The 18,582-nt window shown below is 71.0% G+C and carries 15 protein-coding genes and 1 pseudogene; 9 read left to right on the top strand and 7 right to left on the bottom strand.

The genetic code is table 11. The features are described from left to right. Window positions 1-52: 52 nt before the first annotated feature. The gene (locus QNO09_RS06265; RefSeq protein ID WP_283969040.1) at window positions 53-1,645 is read right to left on the bottom strand and encodes a multicopper oxidase family protein; all 1,593 of its coding nucleotides are present in this window, start codon (window positions 1,643-1,645) and stop codon (window positions 53-55) included. A 70-nt stretch (window positions 1,646-1,715) separates the two neighbouring features. Then, window positions 1,716-2,174, bottom strand: coding sequence for a hypothetical protein (locus QNO09_RS06270; RefSeq protein ID WP_283969041.1), 459 nt, complete (start codon window positions 2,172-2,174; stop codon window positions 1,716-1,718). 513 nt (window positions 2,175-2,687) lie between these two features. Here QNO09_RS06270 and QNO09_RS06275 point away from each other — a divergent pair. Beyond that, the gene (locus QNO09_RS06275) at window positions 2,688-3,713 is read left to right on the top strand and encodes a 6-phosphofructokinase (protein WP_283969191.1); all 1,026 of its coding nucleotides are present in this window, start codon (window positions 2,688-2,690) and stop codon (window positions 3,711-3,713) included. Between the two features lie 4 nt (window positions 3,714-3,717). On the opposite strand, the gene QNO09_RS06280 is transcribed toward QNO09_RS06275, so the two are convergent. Further along, a complete protein-coding gene (locus QNO09_RS06280; RefSeq protein ID WP_283969042.1) occupies window positions 3,718-4,605 on the bottom strand; it encodes a universal stress protein in 888 nt (295 codons plus the stop codon). 256 nt (window positions 4,606-4,861) lie between these two features. On the opposite strand from QNO09_RS06280, the gene QNO09_RS06285 reads away from it, so the two are divergent. Beyond that, a complete protein-coding gene (locus tag QNO09_RS06285; protein ID WP_283969043.1) occupies window positions 4,862-5,914 on the top strand; it encodes a class I fructose-bisphosphate aldolase in 1,053 nt (350 codons plus the stop codon). Window positions 5,915-6,585: 671 nt separating this feature from the next. Here the strand turns inward: QNO09_RS06285 and QNO09_RS06295 are convergent. Both QNO09_RS06295 and QNO09_RS06300 read right to left on the bottom strand, forming a co-directional pair. Further along, the gene (locus QNO09_RS06295; RefSeq protein WP_283969044.1) at window positions 6,586-7,191 is read right to left on the bottom strand and encodes a dihydrofolate reductase family protein; all 606 of its coding nucleotides are present in this window, start codon (window positions 7,189-7,191) and stop codon (window positions 6,586-6,588) included. Between the two features lie 240 nt (window positions 7,192-7,431). Continuing rightward, the gene (locus QNO09_RS06300) at window positions 7,432-8,355 is read right to left on the bottom strand and encodes a universal stress protein (RefSeq protein ID WP_283969045.1); all 924 of its coding nucleotides are present in this window, start codon (window positions 8,353-8,355) and stop codon (window positions 7,432-7,434) included. A 584-nt stretch (window positions 8,356-8,939) separates the two neighbouring features. Here QNO09_RS06300 and QNO09_RS06305 point away from each other — a divergent pair. The 3 genes and pseudogenes from QNO09_RS06305 to QNO09_RS06315 form a co-directional block, all read left to right on the top strand. After that, complete coding sequence (locus QNO09_RS06305) at window positions 8,940-9,827, top strand: pyridoxamine 5'-phosphate oxidase family protein (protein WP_283969046.1); 888 nt, start codon at window positions 8,940-8,942, stop codon at window positions 9,825-9,827. Window positions 9,828-9,955: 128 nt separating this feature from the next. Beyond that, a complete protein-coding gene (locus QNO09_RS06310) occupies window positions 9,956-10,612 on the top strand; it encodes an OsmC family protein (protein WP_283969047.1) in 657 nt (218 codons plus the stop codon). Window positions 10,613-10,847: 235 nt separating this feature from the next. Then, window positions 10,848-11,090: pseudogene (locus tag QNO09_RS06315) on the top strand (CBS domain-containing protein); the annotation flags it as partial. A gap of 170 nt (window positions 11,091-11,260) precedes the next feature. Here the strand turns inward: QNO09_RS06315 and QNO09_RS06325 are convergent. Together QNO09_RS06325 and QNO09_RS06330 are read right to left on the bottom strand one after the other, a co-directional pair. Beyond that, window positions 11,261-11,719 carry a Crp/Fnr family transcriptional regulator gene (locus QNO09_RS06325; protein ID WP_283969048.1) on the bottom strand — a complete coding sequence of 153 codons (459 nt, stop codon included), beginning with the start codon at window positions 11,717-11,719 and terminating at the stop codon, window positions 11,261-11,263. Then, entirely contained in the window at window positions 11,716-11,841 is a 126-nt protein-coding gene (locus QNO09_RS06330; protein ID WP_283969198.1) for a hypothetical protein, read from the bottom strand. The genes QNO09_RS06325 and QNO09_RS06330 overlap by 4 nt, the downstream gene beginning before the upstream one ends. Before the next feature lie 805 nt (window positions 11,842-12,646). On the opposite strand from QNO09_RS06330, the gene QNO09_RS06340 reads away from it, so the two are divergent. The 4 genes from QNO09_RS06340 (at window position 12,647) to QNO09_RS06355 (ending at window position 18,517) form a co-directional block, all read left to right on the top strand. Next, entirely contained in the window at window positions 12,647-13,519 is an 873-nt protein-coding gene (locus QNO09_RS06340; RefSeq protein WP_283969049.1) for a universal stress protein, read from the top strand. A 161-nt stretch (window positions 13,520-13,680) separates the two neighbouring features. After that, complete coding sequence (locus QNO09_RS06345) at window positions 13,681-16,059, top strand: glycoside hydrolase family 65 protein (RefSeq protein ID WP_283969050.1); 2,379 nt, start codon at window positions 13,681-13,683, stop codon at window positions 16,057-16,059. A 178-nt stretch (window positions 16,060-16,237) separates the two neighbouring features. Then, window positions 16,238-17,308, top strand: coding sequence for a zinc-dependent alcohol dehydrogenase family protein (locus QNO09_RS06350; protein WP_283969051.1), 1,071 nt, complete (start codon window positions 16,238-16,240; stop codon window positions 17,306-17,308). 303 nt (window positions 17,309-17,611) lie between these two features. Beyond that, the gene (locus QNO09_RS06355) at window positions 17,612-18,517 is read left to right on the top strand and encodes a universal stress protein (RefSeq protein WP_283969052.1); all 906 of its coding nucleotides are present in this window, start codon (window positions 17,612-17,614) and stop codon (window positions 18,515-18,517) included. Window positions 18,518-18,582: the final 65 nt, after the last annotated feature.

Here is an 18,582-nt window from a genome sequence, read left to right on the forward strand (position 1 = left end):
TGCTCATGTGGCCGGACGGCACGCGAGCGGCGCGCCGTCCGGCCAGTGGGGGTCATGCCTGGTAGGCGACGTTTGTCATCATCCCGGCCTCGCCGTGGTAGGCGTTGTGGCAGTGCAGCATCCACTGGCCGGGGTTGTCGGTGTCGAAGAACACGGACAGCTTTTTCTTGGGCAGCACGATCGCGGTGTCCTTACGGGGGCCGGAGCGGCCGAGCTGGAAGGTGTGGCCGTGCAGGTGCATCGGATGCCACATGGTGGTGGTGTTGACGAAGTCCAGCCGGACTCGCCGACCCTCCTCGACCAGGATGACGTTGGCGTCCGGATCGGCCATGTCGAACGGCTTGCCGTTGATGGCCCAGTTGTAGTGCATCATGCCGCCGGTGAGTTCGATCCGGTGCGTCACGTCGGCCGTGGCGGACTCCAGTCGCACGTCGTCGGCCGCGCGGAGCCTGGACGCGGTCATGACCGTGCCGTTGAGTTCCCTCGGGCGTACGGCGGCAGTGGGCGCGCTGCCGGAGCCCGTGCGCACGAGGGCCAGCCCGCTGGTGTTCTTCCCCTCGGCCAGGGCGACCAGGGGGAAGACGCCGTCAGCAAGGGTGACGAGCACGTCGTAGCGCTCGCCCATGCCGATCAGGAGTGCGTCTGTTTGCCGGTGCTGGACGGGGAAGCCGTCGGTGTGCGTGACGGTCATCTTGTGGCCGCTGAGGGCGACCCGGTAGGCGGTGTCGCTGCCCGCGTTGATGATCCGCAGTCGCACCGTGCGGCCGGGCTTGCCGGTGTAGACCTCCGGGTCGTCCGGCACGCGGCCGTTGACCAGGTGGTAGGGGTACTTCACGTCGCCGGCATCGCCGCCCAGCAGATCGCTCTCCGCGCCCATGAGCATGAATGTCGACGACATCCCGCCCGACGTGGCTGAGACCGACGGGGATGGATCGCCGGCCTTCCCCGTGGAGTGCATGTCGTGGCCCTCCATGCCGGAGCCGGAGCTGCCGCCCATGTCCATGCCGCCCATGCCCTGCCTGAGTTCGGCGAAGACCTCGTCGGGGGTGCCGGTGACACCGTCGACCCAGTCGTCCAGGACGACCACCCATTCGTCGTCGTACGCCAGCGGCTCGCGCGGGTCCTCGACGATCAGCGGGGCGTACAGGCCGCGGTCGAGTTGGACGCCGACGTGCGGGTGGAAGAAGTACGTGCCCGGGGCGTCGGCCACGAACCGGTAGGTGAAGGTGGAGCCGGGGCGGACGGCGGCCTGGGTGGCCGGTGGCATGCCGTCCATGTCGTTGCGCAGGGCGATGCCGTGCCAGTGGATCGAGGTGGTGGTCTTGCCCGGCAGCTGGTTGGCGAGTTCGGCGACCAGGGTGTCCCCGGCGGAGAGCCGGATCTCCTTGCCCGGGGTGCGGCCGTCGAAGGCCCAGGTGTTGGCCTTGACGCCGCCGCCCAGGTCGACCCTGGCGGGCGCGGCGGTCAGTGCGGTCTTGCGCTGCCTGCCGGTGCCGCCCCGCCTCTTCTCCGTGGCGGCGACGGCGGAACCGGATGGGCTGACCAGGGCAGGGGCGCTGCCGGAGTCGGTGCAGGCGGCGAGTGCACCCGCGCCGGCGGCGCCGAGTCCGGCGAGCAGGATGGAGCGGCGGTTGATGCTGTTCACGATGTGAGTCCTCTTCTTCGAACTGGCATGGGATGCGGCGAGGACGGCACACGGGTGCCGTGGTCGCGGCCTAGATGCGCAGTCGGGAGAGGACCGACAGGTCGGGTGGCGCGCGGCCGACCGTGCCGGCGGGCCGAGGGCCGGGCTCGGTCTGGTACGGGTCGGCCGACTGCACCGGAGTGCCCTGCGGCGGCATGGGGAGCTTGAGTACCTCGACGTTTCCGGCGGTGCAGTGCTGCATGCCCGGAACGGCGCAGGTGCTGCCGTCGACGCCGTGCGCGGGGGCGGGTGTACTGAACCGGTCCGCGTGAGTGAGGTCGGAGACCTGCCGTGCCGCGGCAGCGGACGAGGACGCCATGCCGGGCATGGCATGCCCGATGTGCGTGGAGTGCGTGGAGTGCGTGGCGTGTTGCGCCGGGGCGTCCGGGACAGCGGCCGTCTCGTGATGGATCAGTACGGCCAGAGCGGCGAGCAGGGCGATGACGGCGCCGCCTGCGCAGCGAATGGCACTGGCGCGAACTGTCGCCATCGCCATCGCCTCCGCTCGGACTTGTCTCCGCAGCGCCCCGTGGCAGGGGCTCACTGGTTGCGAATATACCCCCATGGGGTTTGACCGGCTCGTCGTCGTGGAGGCGGTCGCAGTCGTAGCGTGCGACGCAGGTCGAGGTGGGGTCGTCGAGTTCGGCTTCGCCCTCTGCCTCGTCGTCGCGGACCGCGTCGCGGACGCCGTGCCGGATGTGGTCGTCGAACCCTGCCCTCGACCCTTGTGCAACCGGGAAAGACGATCGTCCTTGTGGCCGCATGTGTTGCTCGTCGGCGCGAGGCACTTCGTTTCTCGGGGAGGCCGGGTGCCTCATGCCTGCGTCGGTGTCACCCGGTCACCACACAGGGGGGCCTGCGGTTTTGCATTCGCCGAGTGGCCACCGTCGACGGAACCGGGGGAGGCTGGAGGGAAGGCGGCGATCCACGTGCCCCGGCAGCCGTCCCGAGTCGCGACGAGGGCCGCGATCGGACAGGGTGTGCATCGGATGGGAGAAGACCCATGAAGGTCGGAGTACTGACCGGTGGCGGTGATTGTCCCGGCCTCAACGCCGTGATCCGCGCCGTCGTCCGCAAAGGCGTCCAGGAATACTCATTCGATTTCGTCGGTGTGCGGGACGGCTGGCTCGGATTGCTCAAGAATGACGTCGTTCCACTCGACATCTCCAGCGTTCGGGGAATTCTTCCCCGCGGCGGGACCATCCTCGGGTCCTCCCGCACGAACCCGTTCAAGCACGAGGAGGGGCTGCGACGAGTGCGGGACACGCTCGCGGCGCATGATGTGGACGCGCTTGTCGTGATCGGCGGGGAGGACACGCTGGGGGCGGCCACGGAGCTCAGCCGACAGGGGATCAATCTGGTCGGCGTGCCGAAGACCATCGACAATGACGTTTCGGGTACCGACTACACCTTCGGCTTCGACACCGCCGTCGGTATCGCGACGGAGGCCATCGACCGCCTTCACACCACCGCCGAGTCACACATGCGTGCCCTTGTGGTGGAGGTGATGGGACGGCATTCCGGCTGGATCGCCCTGCACGCCGGCATCGCCGGCGGCGCCAACGTGATCCTCATCCCGGAGCGGCCGTTCGACATCGAGCAGGTGTGTGAGCAGGTGAAACGCCGGTTCCAGATCAACTACGCGCCGATCGTCGTCGTGGCCGAAGGGGCGGCCCCCAAAGAGGGGCAAATGATCGTCAAGGACCAGTCTCTGGACGAGTTCGGTCATGTGCGGCTGTCCGGCATCGGTGAATGGCTGGCCCAGGAGATCTCCGCACGCACCGAGAAGGACGCCCGCACCACGGTCCTGGGCCACATCCAGCGCGGCGGCACCCCGAGCCCCTTCGACCGGTGGTTGGCCACCCGCTTCGGGCTGCACGCCATCGACGCGGTCAAGGAGGGGGACTTCGGCTGCATGGTCGCCCTGCGGAGCACGCGAATCGTCCGCGTGCCCCTCACGGAAGCCACAGCGGAGAACAAGGTGGTGGAGCCGTCGCTGTACGACGAGTTCGAGGCGTTCTACGGCTGATCCGTCATCCGGCGTGCGGTACGACCGCGACCGGGCAGCGGGCGTGGTGCAGTACGGCGTGGGCGACCGGGCCCAGTCGGCCTTCGGCCGCCTGCGGCTCGGTACGGCGCCCCACGACGAGCAGGCCCGCACCCCGGGAGGCATTCAGGAGTGCTTCCGCTGGGTGGAGCAGCATGACATCGGAGCCGACCGTCACACCCGGGTACTTTTGCTGCCACGGACGCAGGGCGTCAGAGAGCCGCAGAACCTCCTGATCCTCCCAGGTGGCTCGATCCTCCTCGGTCACCACCAGGATGCGGGGTGAGACGGACTCGACGGGAAGGGCCCAGGCCTGCACCACGCGCAGAGGTGCCGCGCGGGCCTCGGCGGCCGAGAAAGCGAAGTCGGCCGCCTCACCGACCGGCCGCTGCGCGTTGAACCCCAGCACGACCTGGCCAGTGCGGCGTGCCGCGGACGCCCCATCGGCGAAGGTGCCGGAACGGTCAGGGACGAGCACGACGGGGCAAGAGGCCACTGCCGCCGTCCGCAGGGCCACCGAGCCGACCGCCAGCCCCTCGAAACCGCCCGTTCCGCGGGTGCCGACAACGAGGAGTGCGGCATCACGTGCCGCGCTGCGGAGGGCGCCGGCCGGGGAGCCATCGACATGCTCGCCCTCCACTTCCAGGTCCGGGTAACGGTCGGCGAATTCCGTAACCGTCCGCTGGACCAACTGGACGCCCATCTCCCGCAACCGGTCCAGTGCCGGGCCCGGCACGACGCTCCCGGGAAGCTGGGGAGATGCGTGGAGCAGTCGCAGCGGAACGCCGCGCAGCGCGGCCTCCAGGGCCGCCCAGTCGGCCGCCGCCGTGGCGCGCTCGGACCCGTCGATGCCCACCAGCACAGGGGGACGCATCCTGGCCTCCTTCGTCCGGCCCGAACCTTCGCGGGCGCCATGGGCCCATGACTCCTCTCCTCCACTGTTCCACGGCGGGACCGCTCCGGCGCCCGGGCCGGATCCCTGAAGCCACACCCTGCTCCGGCCGCCCGGCACTGCCCCGTCGCGGTGCTCGGCCTGAGGGCGATCCGTGTCACATGAGCCCGGTGGTCCGGGGAACCCGGGTGCCACCTGTCCCACGTCGTATTTCCCGACCGACCGGAGAGGCGAGCCGATGACCGACATCCAAGGCTTGCTGGGTGATGAGGCCGATGACCTGCTGGCCCACACCGCTCACGGGATCCCCAAGGAAGACCTGGTGCTTCCAGGCCCCGACTTTGTGGAGCGGGCCGTGGCCGTGTCCGACCGCTCCCCCCGGGTCCTGCGCAACCTGCAGTCTCTTTTCGACCATGGCCGTCTGGCGGGAACAGGACACCTGTCGATCCTGCCGGTCGACCAGGGCATCGAACACTCGGCGGCGTCCGCCTTTGCCGCGAACCCCCGCTATCTCGACCCCGGGAACATTGTCGAACTTGCCGTCGAGGGCGGCTGCAACGCGGTCGCGAGCACGCTCGGTGTGCTCGGTGCCGTGTCACGGCGCTATGCGCACCGGATCCCGTTCATCGTCAAGCTCAACCACAACGAGCTGCTGACCTACCCGAACCACTACGACCAGGTCATGTTCGGCGATGTCGAGCAGTGTTTCGACCTGGGCGCGGCCGGTGTCGGCGCCACCGTCTACTTCGGCTCCGAGCAGTCGGACCGACAGTTGCAGGAAGCCCGCGAGGCATTCGCGCGCGCCCATCAGCTGGGCATGTTCACCGTGCTGTGGTGCTACCTGCGCAACCCGGCGTTCAAGCAGGACGGCGTGGACTACTCGGTGTCGGCCGACCTCACCGGGCAGGCCAACCACCTCGGTGTGACGATCGAGGCCGACATCGTCAAGCAGAAGCAGCCGGAGAACAACGGCGGCTATCTCGCGCTGGGCTTCGGCAGGACCGACGAGCGTCTGTACGACAAGCTCACCACCGATCATCCGATCGACCTCACGCGCTGGCAGGTGGCCAACTGCTACATGGGACGCGTCGGGCTCATCAACAGCGGCGGTGCGTCGGCCGGCAAAGGAGACCTGGCGCAGGCCGTACGGACCGCCGTGGTCAACAAGCGGGCAGGAGGCACCGGCCTCATCACCGGCAGGAAGGCCTTCCAGCGTCCCACCGCAGAGGGCATCGCGCTGCTCCACGCCGTACAGGACGTCTACCTCGACGACGACGTCACCGTGGCCTGACCAGCAAACGGCGCCCCAGCGCAGTGAGAGTGGAATCGAGGTCCGTCGCCTTGGGCCGGTGGTACGGGAGCTTGGCGAGCAGGCGGGCCATGCCGCAGTGTCGGTGACCGCGGAGAAGACCAAGCCACCGGCGAAACCTGCGGAGATCCACCGCGCCCCGGGCGGAGCCGTCCGGCGAGGAGGGCCGACAGGACGAGGGCCCGGCGGCCAGGCGGACCTGCCGTTCCATCGGCCAGGGTGCGCGGATGCCGGCGGGGCGGTGGAGGTCGTGGTAGGGGCCCATGGCCCTCAAGGCTGCGGCAAGAGTCCCTCCGGGTATGCCACAGGGGTGCCGAAGTGCCGACTGCCCCGCACCAGGGCGTGCCGTCCGCTGTCCTGCGCGACTAGGCCGCCTCGGATCATCGGTCGCCGGGTCAGCAGCACACTGACTTCGGTCAGGACGGGCAAGGATGGGTGAAGATGACGGGCAGGCAGCGGCCTCTTCGTGATCAGCTGGCTTCGACACCGACATGATCACGGGATCCGTGCCTGTTCTGCTGCGGCGTCAAGTCCCGCCGCACAGAGACAATGGACCGGGTGTCCTGGCGTCGGCCGTTCGCCCCCTGTCGGGTCTTGCCCCGCGCCCGTCGGCGCCGGCCTGGCGGCCGTCCGGACCGGCGGACGGGGCGACGTCACGCAGGGCCGCCGAGCGGCGGGTGCTCGAGCACGCGGGGCTTGTACTCGACCAGCTGGATGCGGCCGTCGAAGGTGCGGTGCCCGATCATCTCGAGGGCAACGTCCGGATAGCCGTCGTAGATGCGTTCTTCGCCCGTGGCCCCGGTGATCACCGGGAACATCACGACCCGGAAGCGGTCGACGAGTCCGGCTCGTAGCAGGGACCGGCACAGGCTGAGGCTGCCGATCGTGCTGAGGAGTCCCGAGCCACTCGACTTCATGGCGCGGACCGCCTCGACGGCGTCGTCGCGGACGAGCGTGGAGTTGGCCCACGTCAGTGGCTCCTCGAGTGAGGAGGAGAACACCACCTTGGACGCTTGCGTGAGCTCGTCGACGGACGCCTCTTCCTCGGGCCTGAACTCGTCTTGGCCCTTCGGGACCTCGCCTGCGGCGAAGCCCGACATCAGGCGGTAGGTGTTCGCTCCCATCAGGTAGGTGGCCTCGGGCTGCTCGCCGAGCCATGCGAGATACTCCGGGCCTTCGAGGCCCCAGAAGCCGGGCCATCCCTCTCCCGATGCGTAGCCGTCGAGGGAGGTGATGAAGTCGACGAGAAGCTCCGACATGGCGGTGTCCTTTCCTGGAGTGTCACGAGCTTGGACCGGCCGGGAGCCGCAAACTCATCGGTCGCGCTGTGGGGTAGCGAGAAAACCCATGACGCCGCAGCCGATCAGGTCGGCGGAGCGGCACTGCTTCGGAGGCTCAGCCCCACCCGCGAACGGCCCCGAGGATCTACGCGATCCCGTCTGGTGGGCACTCGCTGTCCACCGTGATCACACGCTCGGGGCGCAGCTGCCCGCTGCGGTCTACGGGCGTTCCCCTGCGCTGCCTCCGGCCGCTGCGGGGTCCTCGCCCCGGTGACGGACCACCGTGACCGGGCATCGCGCGTGGTGCAGGACAGCCTGGCTGACCGAGCCCAGCAGGAGGCCCGTGAAGCCGCCCCGGCCCCGCGCTCCGACGACGAGCAGCTGCGCGTCCGCGCTCGCGTCGATGAGAGTGTGCCGCACCCTGCCGACCACAGGCCTGCGTCGCACCGTGACGTTCGGATGCCCCTCCCGCCGGCCGGCCAGTGCCGCGTCGAGAACGTGTTCGGCCTTCTCCCGCAGGTGCCCCTCGTCGTAGGTGACGAAGGGGGGATCGGCCGGGCCGTCGTAGCCGTCCGAACTCCCGGTCCGGCACACGTGCAGCACCGTGAGGTCCGCGCCGCGCAGGGACGCCTCCGTGAAGGCGAACGAAACGGCTTCTTCGGAGGCGGCCGAGTCGTCGACCCCCAGGAGGACGGGGCCCGTCGGGTTCGGCCGCCCCCGTACCACCAGCACGGGGCAGTGGCCGTGTGCGGCGAGGTGCGCGGACGTCGAGCCCAGCAGCAGGCGGCTGAACGCGCCCAGACCACGGCTGCCGACCACCACGAGCGAGGCCGTGCGCGAGGCGATCTCGAGCACCATCAGCGGTTCTCCCACGGTGACGTCGCGAGTGATGTCCACGTGGGGGGCCAGGTCGCGGGCCCGCCGTTCGGCCGCCGCCAGTGTGCCGTCGAGCAGTTCGCGCACCCCTGCCCCAGCGGGGTTCCACGGCGGCACGCCGACCGGAAGGTGTGCGGACGGCCGTCCGAAGGCGTGCACCAGGCGCAGCTCCGCTCCACGGATATCGGCCTCACGGCTTGCCGCGTCGACCGCGTCCAGACTCGACGGCGAACCGTCGACTCCCACTACCACCACCGGCTTCGTCATGGTGGCGCTCCTTCCTCCTGGAGAGGCCCTGGGACGTCATCGCTCCTCCTTGGATCCGAGAGCCTGTCGGCCGCCCCTGGGCTGTTTCCATCATTCACCTCCGCCGGGGCAGCGGGCTCATCCACCGGTACGCCCCCGAAGGGACCCCAACCTCTGCCAACGGCGTCCCACGCGCGGCGGTCGGCGGATTCAACCGCTCGGACCTGCTTCCGGTGCTCCGTCGACACGGCAGGTCGGGTCCGCGTCCACGGACACCACGCCGTCGACACCGTGGCACAGCCAGCTTCTTGAACGGTGTGTCCGGTCGTACCCGTACGACGCCGAGTCATGAGTTCTCCGATCGTGCGGTGCCGCATGACGCTCCCTCCGGTCCGCGACCGACCGCGGCGAGCTTCGGCCCGTCGGTCCCGGGCATGGCCTCTCACCTTCGGCCTGCTCCCCGGACACGCCTGTGACCTGAGGGCCTTCGGACAGAACACGGGGACCGCACGTCCCCGGTCGGAGGGACCTTCGGTCCCTGGTGCGGGGGCCGGACGCCCGCGTGATGCTGGAGGAAGACAGCAGTCGACGGAGAGGGCACGGCCATGCACGCCCACCTTGGCGACCGTCTGATCGTCGAGAGCCCGACGACCGGCGTCGTCCGGCGCGACGGGGAGATCATCGGCCTTCACCACGAGGACGGGACACCGCCGTACGACGTGCGCTGGTCGGACACCGGCGATGTCACGCTGGTCTTCCCCGGCCCGGACGCTCACATCCAGCAGGGCGGGCGGCAGACTTCCGCGCAGGACACCGACGCCGGGACGAGCGGGCCCGAGCCCGCTCGGCGGCCCGGCGACGTGGGCCGCCGCCTGGCAGCGGAACGGAGACGGCAGGGCCTCGACCTGGAAGAGACCGCCCGCCGAGCCCGTATGTCCCCGCAGTACCTCAACTACCTGGAGACCCACGCCTCCGACCCCAGCCTCGGCACCCTGCTGCGCCTGGCCGACGCCCTCGGGACCACACTCCTCGCACTCCAGGGTGGCGATCAGGAACGGCCTCCCGGGCAGGGACAGGCGCTGCTCCACCCCCGGTTGCGGGAGCTCGGCGAGCAGGAGTGCCGGGCCCTGCTCTCGACACACGGTGTCGGGCGCGTCTCGCTGACCACGGCGCACGGTCCGGTGGTGTTCCCCGTCAACTACGACGTCGTCGACGAGGCCGTCGTCTTCCGCACCGCGCCCGGTTCCGGGCCGGCCGCCGCGGTGGGCAGTGATGTGGCGTTCGAGGTCGACCATGTCGACGACGCCATGAGCCAGGGCTGGAGTGTGCTGGTGACGGGCCGCGCACGGGCGGTCAGCGACCCGGACGCGGTACGCCGACTCGACGATCGGGCGCACACGGTTCCGTGGGCCGGAGGGGGACGCGCGCTGTGGGTGTCGATCGGCATCGACCGATTGACCGGGCGGCGCATCGCTCCCGCCGACGACGCGTGAGCGCACAGCCGACCTGAGGACGTTCGGCACACAAGCTGAGGCCCTTCGGCCCCCGAGCGCTCCGGCGGACGGGCGGTGCACTGGACGTGTCCGGCCGTGGAGGCGGATCAGCCGACAGAGGAGCCGACATGAAGATGAGAACGCGCTGCGGGCGCGACATCAACGTCACCCGCTTCGCCCCGCAGGGTTTGCCCACCTCGATGGGGCGCGTTGTCCTCGACACCGCCTTCACGCCACACGACGAGGGGGAGCTGTGGGCGTCGCTCACGGCGGAGGAGGCCCGGCGACTGGCCGGGCTGCTGCTGTTCCAGGCCGCCGCGGTGGATCCGCAGCCGGCCGCTCGGCCCGGCGTGGTCGACGTGGTGCCGATCGCCGGCGACGCCTTCGACATACGGGTACGCGGACACGTTCTGACCGTGGACCAGCCGCTGCCCGACGGCGGGAAGGACACCGCGCCCACGCCGGTGGAGCTCTTCGTGGCGGCGGTCGCCTCCTGCGCCGCCCATTACGCGGGGCGCTTCCTCGACCGCCACGGCGTCGGCCGGGACGGCCTGTCCGTCCGCGCGGAGTTCCGCATGGCCGAGGAGAGGCCCGCACGTGTGGCGGCCCTCTCGCTGGCCGTACACGTCCCCACTCTGGAGCCGCGGCGCTTGGCGGCGCTGCGCGCGGTGGTCTCGCACTGCACCGTCACCAACACACTGGCCCAGGCTCCGGAGATCGCACTGGACGTCCGGTGCGACACCGAGGACGAGATCGCGGAGCAGCCTGGTGCCGGCATCGAATAGCCAGCGGAGCCGAATCGCCGCGGGGCGTCCCCTCGGTGACATCGCACTCCCCGAGGGCACCGTGGTGGCGACCGTCGTGCCGAAGGGCGAGCCCCACGCGCCGAGCCCCCTGTCATCTCCCGTCGTCGGGCCTACGGGTGGACGAGAGGCAGGGCCGACCGGCCCAAGACGGTACGGGGGCGCATGGGCGAGGCCGGAAGTGTCGCGAAGCCATGCCACAGGTGGGAGGTCGTCCATGCACGACTCTGTGTACACCGTGAGCGACGTGATGACCCGCACGGTCGTCGCGCTGGCCGCCGGAGCCGCCTTCAAGGAGATCGTGCGCACCTTGGAAGGGCGGCGTATCAGCGCCCTGCCCGTCATCGACACCGGTAACCGCGTGGTCGGCGTCGTGTCGGAGGCCGATCTGCTGCGCAAGGAGGAATTCCGGGACAGCGCCCCCGAGCGGGGACCGCGGGCCCGGCCTCCGGCGGGCCTGGACACCCTCCGAGACGGGGATCTCCCCGACCCCGAAGGCGTACACCATGGCGAACCGGCCCGGGGTGAAGGGTTCGAGAGCCTTCTGCCCGGCGGGCGCCGGCGTGAGACTGACCGTGTCGGCCGTCTCGCGCCGCACGCCGGTCACCAGATGGGGGACGGGGATGTCGGTCATGCCGGGCTCCCGCTCCCGTACGGGGCGCACAGGTCGAGCAGACGTATCCGCGAGGCCTGCAGCCGGTGTGCCACGACCCGGCCGACCCAGGTGGCGATCGACCGTCCGAACTCCGGGTCCTGCGCGCACGCGGCCCGTACGGCATCGGCGTCGAACTCCCAGGCCCGCACGGGGCTGAGTGCCTCGGCCCCCAGCTGCCACACATACGGTGCGTAGTGCCAGGACCAGCCGAGCAGCTCGCCATGGCTCAGGGACTCGATGACGGCGGCGCGACGGCCGGGCACATGCAGGTCGAGGAGGACGGTCCCGGTCCGGATGATCCAGAACCGGTCGGCGCGGCGGCCCTCCTCGAAGAGGCGCGTCCCGGCCTCGAAGGAGACCTCACGGGCGAGGCGCATCAGCCGGTCGCGGTGCTCGGCCGGAAGAGCCATGGGGAGAGTGGTGGGGGAGGTCATCGTTCCGTCTCCTTCTGCTTCTCGTGCCGCAGGCGGCCGACGCGTTCGTCGTGCAGCGCCGTGGCTTCCTCGGTGATGTCGATGCCGACCGGGCACCAGGTGACGCAGCGCCCGCAGCCCACGCAGCCGGAGCTGCTCGTACCAGCTGCGTCTTCCAGGACTGTGGGCCCGCCGTATAGGCGAACACGGCACCGTCGGCACGCGGCACGAGGCGGTAACGGTCGGCCTCGACCCGCGTGCCCCAGCCGAAGGGAAGATCGTCGGCGGACCCGATCTCGGCCAGGACGATCGCACCGTCCCGGACCGCCGGACCGATCACCGTGCGTCCCCGCGCGGCCAGGACCTGGACCAGGGCACTCAGTCCGTCCCTGTCCAGGACGCCGGTTGCCGGGTTGTTCGTCATGATCACCCCTCCGAGTCCTTGCTCGGTCCCCTGATGTCAGCCTGCTCCACCAGGGGGTGCGGCACGACGGGCCGCCCGGGCACCCTCGTAGGGCCCTTCGGCCTCATCGGGTGTGCGGGGCCCTGTGGGTGCCCCCGGGCCCCGCGCACGAAGGACGGGAAGGACATCCGCTTCTCGCGGATCCCGATTGCGCGGTGGGCGGTGCGAGGCCGCTTCCCCGCGTCTCATCACGTCCTTCCCGCCACTTCCAGCACACCACCCACTTCCAGCACACCACCCGGAGGGCGTGGCCGGCAGGGGCCGGCCGGTCCCGACCGGCCCGGTCGCCCGACCCGTCGGCCGAGCTCAGTAGGGCATCGGACGCCCGACGGGGTACGCAGGCTGATGACATGCCGGCCGGTCAGGTGGGCCGAACGGCCCCGGCAGGGGCCGAACCGCCCCTGCCGACGAAGGCGCCGGAGTGCGACCGTGACAGTAGTACCCCTGCTGCACGAGTGGCAGCCCGAAGGATTGGCGGTGGAATCATGGAACTGCCCCTGGTCGTTGGTGTCGACGGGTCCGACGGCAGCATCCTGGCCGTCGACTGGGCGGTGGATGAGGCCGCACGCCACGGTCTGCCGTTGCGTCTGGTCTACGGCTCCCTGTGGGAGCGCTACGAGGGTGCGCTGCCGTCCTTGAGTCTGCAGCGACCGTCGGAGCGGGTGATGGCGCGGCACATCGTGGCTTCCGCCGAGGAACGCGTCCGACGGCTCAACCCTGAGGTGAAGGTGTCCGTCGAGGCGGTGGCCGCCGAAGCGGTGTCCGCCCTCCTGAGCGAGGGTGACAACGCCTCCGCCCTGGTGACCGGCTCGCGCGGCCGCGGAGAGCTCAAGGGAGCCCTGCTGGGCTCGGTGGGCCTCGCCGTCGCGGCTCGTGCGTACTGCCCGGTCATCGTGGTCCGGGGTGACAAGGCCGGTCTCGCCGGGACCCATCGCCGGATCCTGCTCGGTGCCGGAGACCCCGACACCAGCCACGAGGCCGTCCGGTTCGCCTTCCGGGAGGCCGAGGCGCGCGCATGCGTGCTCGACGTCGTCCGGGCCTGGCGTCGTCCCGCGCACGAGGACGCCGACCAGTCCGCTCCCGCCGAGGAGACCGCGGAGCACGAGGCGCGGGCCTCCGACCTGGTCGATACGCTGATCGCTGAGGTGGCGGTCGATCATCCGGCCGTGCGGGTGAAGCGGGCGACGATCGAAGGGCCGGCCCGCAAGGTGCTGGTGAACCGCTCGGAGGCTGCCGACCTGGTGGTTGTCGGCGCACGGCGCCGGTCCGGCCACTTCGGCCTCCAGCTCGGCCGGGTGAGCCACACCCTGCTGCACCACGCGGCCTGCCCGGTGGCCGTCGTCCCGCAGCGCGTCTGAGGCGCGGGACGGCCCGAGACGCGCGGATGAGCGCTCCGGCGTCCCGCGACACGAACGACGACGTGTCGCGGGAGGCCGGAGCCGGCCCGCGCAGGGCCACACTGGTCCAGCAGGAGTCTCATCCGGAGCACCCATCTCCCAGCCGCGAAGGGGGCAGCCGCATGACGGCCTGGACCTGGGAGTACGAGGGCTACGACCCCGCGGACGAACGGCTGCGGGAGTCACTGTGCACGCTGGGCAACGGACGCTTCGCCACACGCGGCGCCCTGCCGGAGTGTGCCGCCGACGACGTGCACTATCCCGGCACCTACGCGGCCGGCTGCTACAACCGGCTCACCTCCGTGGTCGCCGGACGCCCGGTCGAGAACGAGGACATCGTCAACCTGCCGAACTGGCTGCCGCTCCGCTTCCGGCGCCCGGGCGGTGAATGGCTCACGCCGGACACCGCGCCCGTACTCGCCCACCGGCAGGCGCTGTACCTGGACACCGGTCTCCTCGAACGCGTGACCCGATACGGACTGGACGACGGACAGGTGCTGTCCGTACGCCAGCAGCGGCTCGTGCACATGGCCGATCCGCATCTGGCGGCCCTGCGCACCGAGTTCACCGTGGAGGGCGACACCATGGAGCTGGAGGTCGAGGCGGCGCTGGACGGTGACGTGACCAACAGCGGTGTGCAGCGCTACCGCGGCCTGGAAGGACGCCATCTGACCCACGTGCACACCGGCACCGCCGCGCCCGGCACGGTATGGCTGCGCTGCCGTACCCGCACGTCGGACATCCGGATCGGCATGGCGGCCCGGCTGACCTGTGGCGCACCGGTCACCGAGACCCACCGGCACTCTCGTGCCGTGCAACGGGTGAGGCTGGTTCTGGAACCGGGCCGCGCCGCCGCCGTCGACAAGACGGTGGCCCTGCACACCTCGCGCGACCCGGCGATCAGCGATCCGCTGCAGGCCGCGGTAAACCGGGTGAGCGCGGCGCCCGGCTTCGAGGCGCTCCTGAAGTCGCACCTGACGGCGTGGGCCCAGCTGTGGCGCCGGGCCGAGATCGACGTCCCCGGGGAAGCCGGGGCCATCCTGCGCCTGCACCTGTTCCATGTGCTGCAGACACTCTCCCCGCACACCGCCGACCTGGACGTGGGCGTGCCGGCCCGCGGGCTGCACGGCGAGGCCTACCGCGGCCATGTCTTCTGGGACGAACTGTTCGTCCTGCCGTACCTGAACCTGCACTTCCCCGAGGTGTCCCGCGCCCTCCTCCACTACCGTCACCGGCGTCTGGACCGGGCCCGCGCCGCGGCCCGGGCCATCGGCCGGCGCGGGGCGCTGTACCCGTGGCAGAGCGGCAGCGACGGACGTGAGGAGACGCAGCGGCTGCACCTCAACCCCCGCTCGGGCCGCTGGCTGCCGGACCACACGCACCTCCAGCACCACGTCGGATCGGCGATCGCGTACAACGTGTGGCAGTACTGCGAGGCCAGTGGCGATGCCGAGTTCCTGCATACCAAGGGCGCCGAGATGCTGGTGCAGATCGCGCGCTTCTGGGCCGACTCGGCCACCTGGGACGAGAGGTCGGGCCGGTGCCGTATCCGGGGCGTGGTCGGCCCCGACGAGTACCACGAGGCGTACCCCGATGCCGAGCGGCCCGGCCTGGACGACAACGCCTACACCAACGTCACGGCCGCCTGGGTGCTCGCCCGGACACTGGAGGTGCTGCGCGATCTGCCGACACCCCGCCGGCGCGAACTCGTGGAACGTGCCGAGCTGGACAGCGGCGAACTGGAGCAGTGGGAGGAGGTCTCCCGCACCCTTCACGTGCCGTTCCACGACAACGTCATCAGCCAGTTCGAGGGGTACGGCGAGCTGGCCGAACTCGACTGGGACGGCTACCGGACGCGCTACGACGACATCCGGCGACTCGACCGGATCCTGGAGGCGGAGGGCGACAGCGTCAACCGCTACAAAGCCTCCAAACAGGCGGACGTGCTCATGCTCGGCTACCTCTTCTCGCCGGACGAACTCCAGGGCCTCTTCCAGCGCCTGGGCTACCGCGTCGGCGAGGAGACCTGGGCGCGGACCGTCGACTACTACCTGGCCCGCACCAGCCACGGTTCCACCCTCAGCGGTCTCGTCCACGGCTGGATCCTCGCGCGCGCCCGGCGCAGCGAGGCCTGGTCGTTCTGCCAGGAGGCCCTCAGGGGCGACGTGGCCGACCTCCAGGGCGGCACCACCGGTGAGGGCATCCACCTCGGTGCGATGGCCGGCACCCTCGACCTGGTCCAACGGGGGCTGACGGGGCTGGAGACGCGGCAAGGGGCGCTCTGGCTGGACCCCGTGCCGCTGCCGGAGCTGTCGTCGTACGGCTTCTCGCTGCAGTACCAGGGGCACTGGGGGGTACGGCTGCGCCTGGAGAGTGGCCGGCTGGAGATCACCGTCCCGCCGTCCGGCGGCCCGCCGATCGATGTACGACTGCCCGACCGGACCGTCTGTGTCGGCCCCGGGGAGACGAGCCGGCTGCTGCTCGCCGACGGGCACGCGTGAGTCCGCGCCGGCGGCGCACCCACGCGGACACCCAGCCCTGCCTCAGGGCCACCCGGCCCAAGCGAGGGCCGCCACTCTGGTCGAAGATGGATCCATGGGGCATCTCCCATGCGCTCCGTGCCCGCCCCAGAGATCCGCCGACGAACAACGAAGGGCCGGAGATCGAGGAGGAACGGCTATGAAGGGCTTCGTTTTCCACGGCCCCGGGCAGTCCGCCTGGGAGGATGTCCCGGATCCGGGACTCAAGGATCCCACCGACGCCATCGTCCGGGTCGACGCCGTCACCATCTGCGGAACGGACCTGCACATCCTCAAGGGGGACGTGCCGGAGGTGCCCCCCGGGACGGTGCTGGGGCACGAAGCGGTCGGCGAGATCGTCGAGACCGGCAGCGACGTGCGCACCGTCCGGCCGGGCGACCGGGTCCTGGTCTCCTGCATCACCGCCTGCGGCCGCTGCCGCTTCTGCAGGGACGGCGCCTACGGCCAGTGCCGGGGCGGCGGGGGCTGGATCCTGGGCCACCTGATCGACGGGACCCAGGCGGAGTACGTCCGCGTGCCGCACGCCGATCTGTCCGTGCATCCGCTGCCGGGCGCACTGGAGAGCAACGACGCCGTGCTGTTCGCGGACATCTTCCCGACCGCCTACGAGGTGGGCGTCATCAACGGAGGTGTGCGGCCCGGCGACACGGTCGTGGTCGTCGGCGCCGGACCGATCGGTCTCGCCGCGATCCTCACCGCGCGGCTGTACTCCCCGGAGCGGATCATCGCCGTGGATCTCGCCGACTCCCGGCTCGAGGCCGCCAGGCGGTTCGGTGCCGACGCCGTCGCTCCTGTGCGCGACCAGCCGGAGCAGCTCGTCGCCGATCTCACCGGCGGGATCGGTGCCGACGCGGCCATCGAGGCGGTCGGAGTGCCGGAGAGCTTCGAGATGTGCACCCGCATGGTGCGGCCGGGCGGCCGGGTGGCCAATGTCGGGGTCCACGGCAAGCCCGCGACCCTGCACCTCGAAGACCTGTGGATCAAGAACGTGACCATCACCACCGGCCTGGTCGACACGTCCTCCACGCCCACACTGCTGAGGATGGCGGCCGCCGGCCGTGTATCGACTTCCGGCTTGGTCACCCACACCTTCGTCCTGGACCAGATGGAGGAGGCCTACGAGGTCTTCGCCCACGCCGCCGACACCGGCGCGCTCAAGGTCGTGCTCGGCGGACAGCGGCACGACGAGCTGGCCGTCCCCGCGGCCTGACCATGCCACCCGCGGGTCGGGTCAGGTGTCCGAGGCCGTGAGCGGCACACCGGTCACCGGGCCCGGCCTGATGCAACCGCGTGCGCCGAGTACGCCGCACCGGGGTGATCACACCGGACGGCCGCGGCTGCCGGGGTTCCTCACCGTGGGGCCGTGCCCCTGACGGGGCGCCCTGCGCGCGGTGCGACCGTGGCTCTTCGACGGACGGGGCCGAACGGTCCCAGGCCGGGACCTGTGACCCCTGCCCCGCGCCGCTCCTCGGCACGAACCTGAAGACGGATACCGATTCAGGAGGTGGACAGCATGGTGCGCTACATCATGGTGGGCCTCGACGGCTCGTCCGAGAGCCGGGCGGCCGCGGAGTGGGCGGCCCGTGAGGCGACATCGCGCGGGCTGTCCCTGCGGCTTGTGCACGTGTGGGAGCCGGTCCCGGAACGGATGGCGCAGGCACCGCTGCTCGGCACGGAGACCCTGCGGCACTGGAGCGAGCGGATCCCGCGCGGGGCCACCGAGGGGCTGCGAGCGCGTCACCCGGGAGTGGACGTGGCCGCGGTCCAGGTGACCGGTGTACCGGCCGATGTCCTGGTGGACGTCGCGAGGGACGCCGAACTGGTGGTCCTGGGCTCCCGCGGGCTGAGCGGGATCGGTGGGTTCCTGGTCGGTTCCGTGGGCCAGGCCGTCATCGCGCGGACCGAGGTACCGGTGGTACTGGTCCGGTCCGGGGAACAGGCGGCGGACGAGCACGCCATGGACCCGGCCGGCATCCCGTCAGCGGCCACACGGTTCCGTCCGGTGCTGCTGGGACTCGACACCCACAGCCCCGACGACACGGTCCTCGCGTTCGCCTTCGAGGAGGCCGCCCGTCGCCGGACGGCCCTGCGCGTCCTGCACGCCTGGAACCCCCCGCCCCACCACGTCTACGGTCTGCCGGCCCATGCGGGTGTGTACGACGCACTCGCGCGTGAGTATGCGGCCGAGCTCACCGAGGCACTGCGCCCCTGGCGGGACAAGTACCCGGCCGTCGAGGTGATCGAGGCCTCCCGCGCCGGCAGTGCGGCGGACCAGATCGTGGCGTCCTCTCGCTATGCCTCGCTGGTCGTCGTGGGCCGGCGGATACGGCGCAGCCGGTTCGGCGTGCACATCGGGCCCGTCGCCCATGCCGTGCTGCACCACGCCGCCGCCCCCGTCGCCGTGGTGGCACACCGCTGACGGCACGGCGCATGGTCCGAAGGCCCACGACAGGGGGCGGCCCGCGAGGCCGCCCCCTCTCACGT

The sequence above is a fragment of the Streptomyces sp. 378 genome (genome assembly GCF_030124145.1).
Lineage (GTDB): Bacteria > Actinomycetota > Actinomycetes > Streptomycetales > Streptomycetaceae > Streptomyces.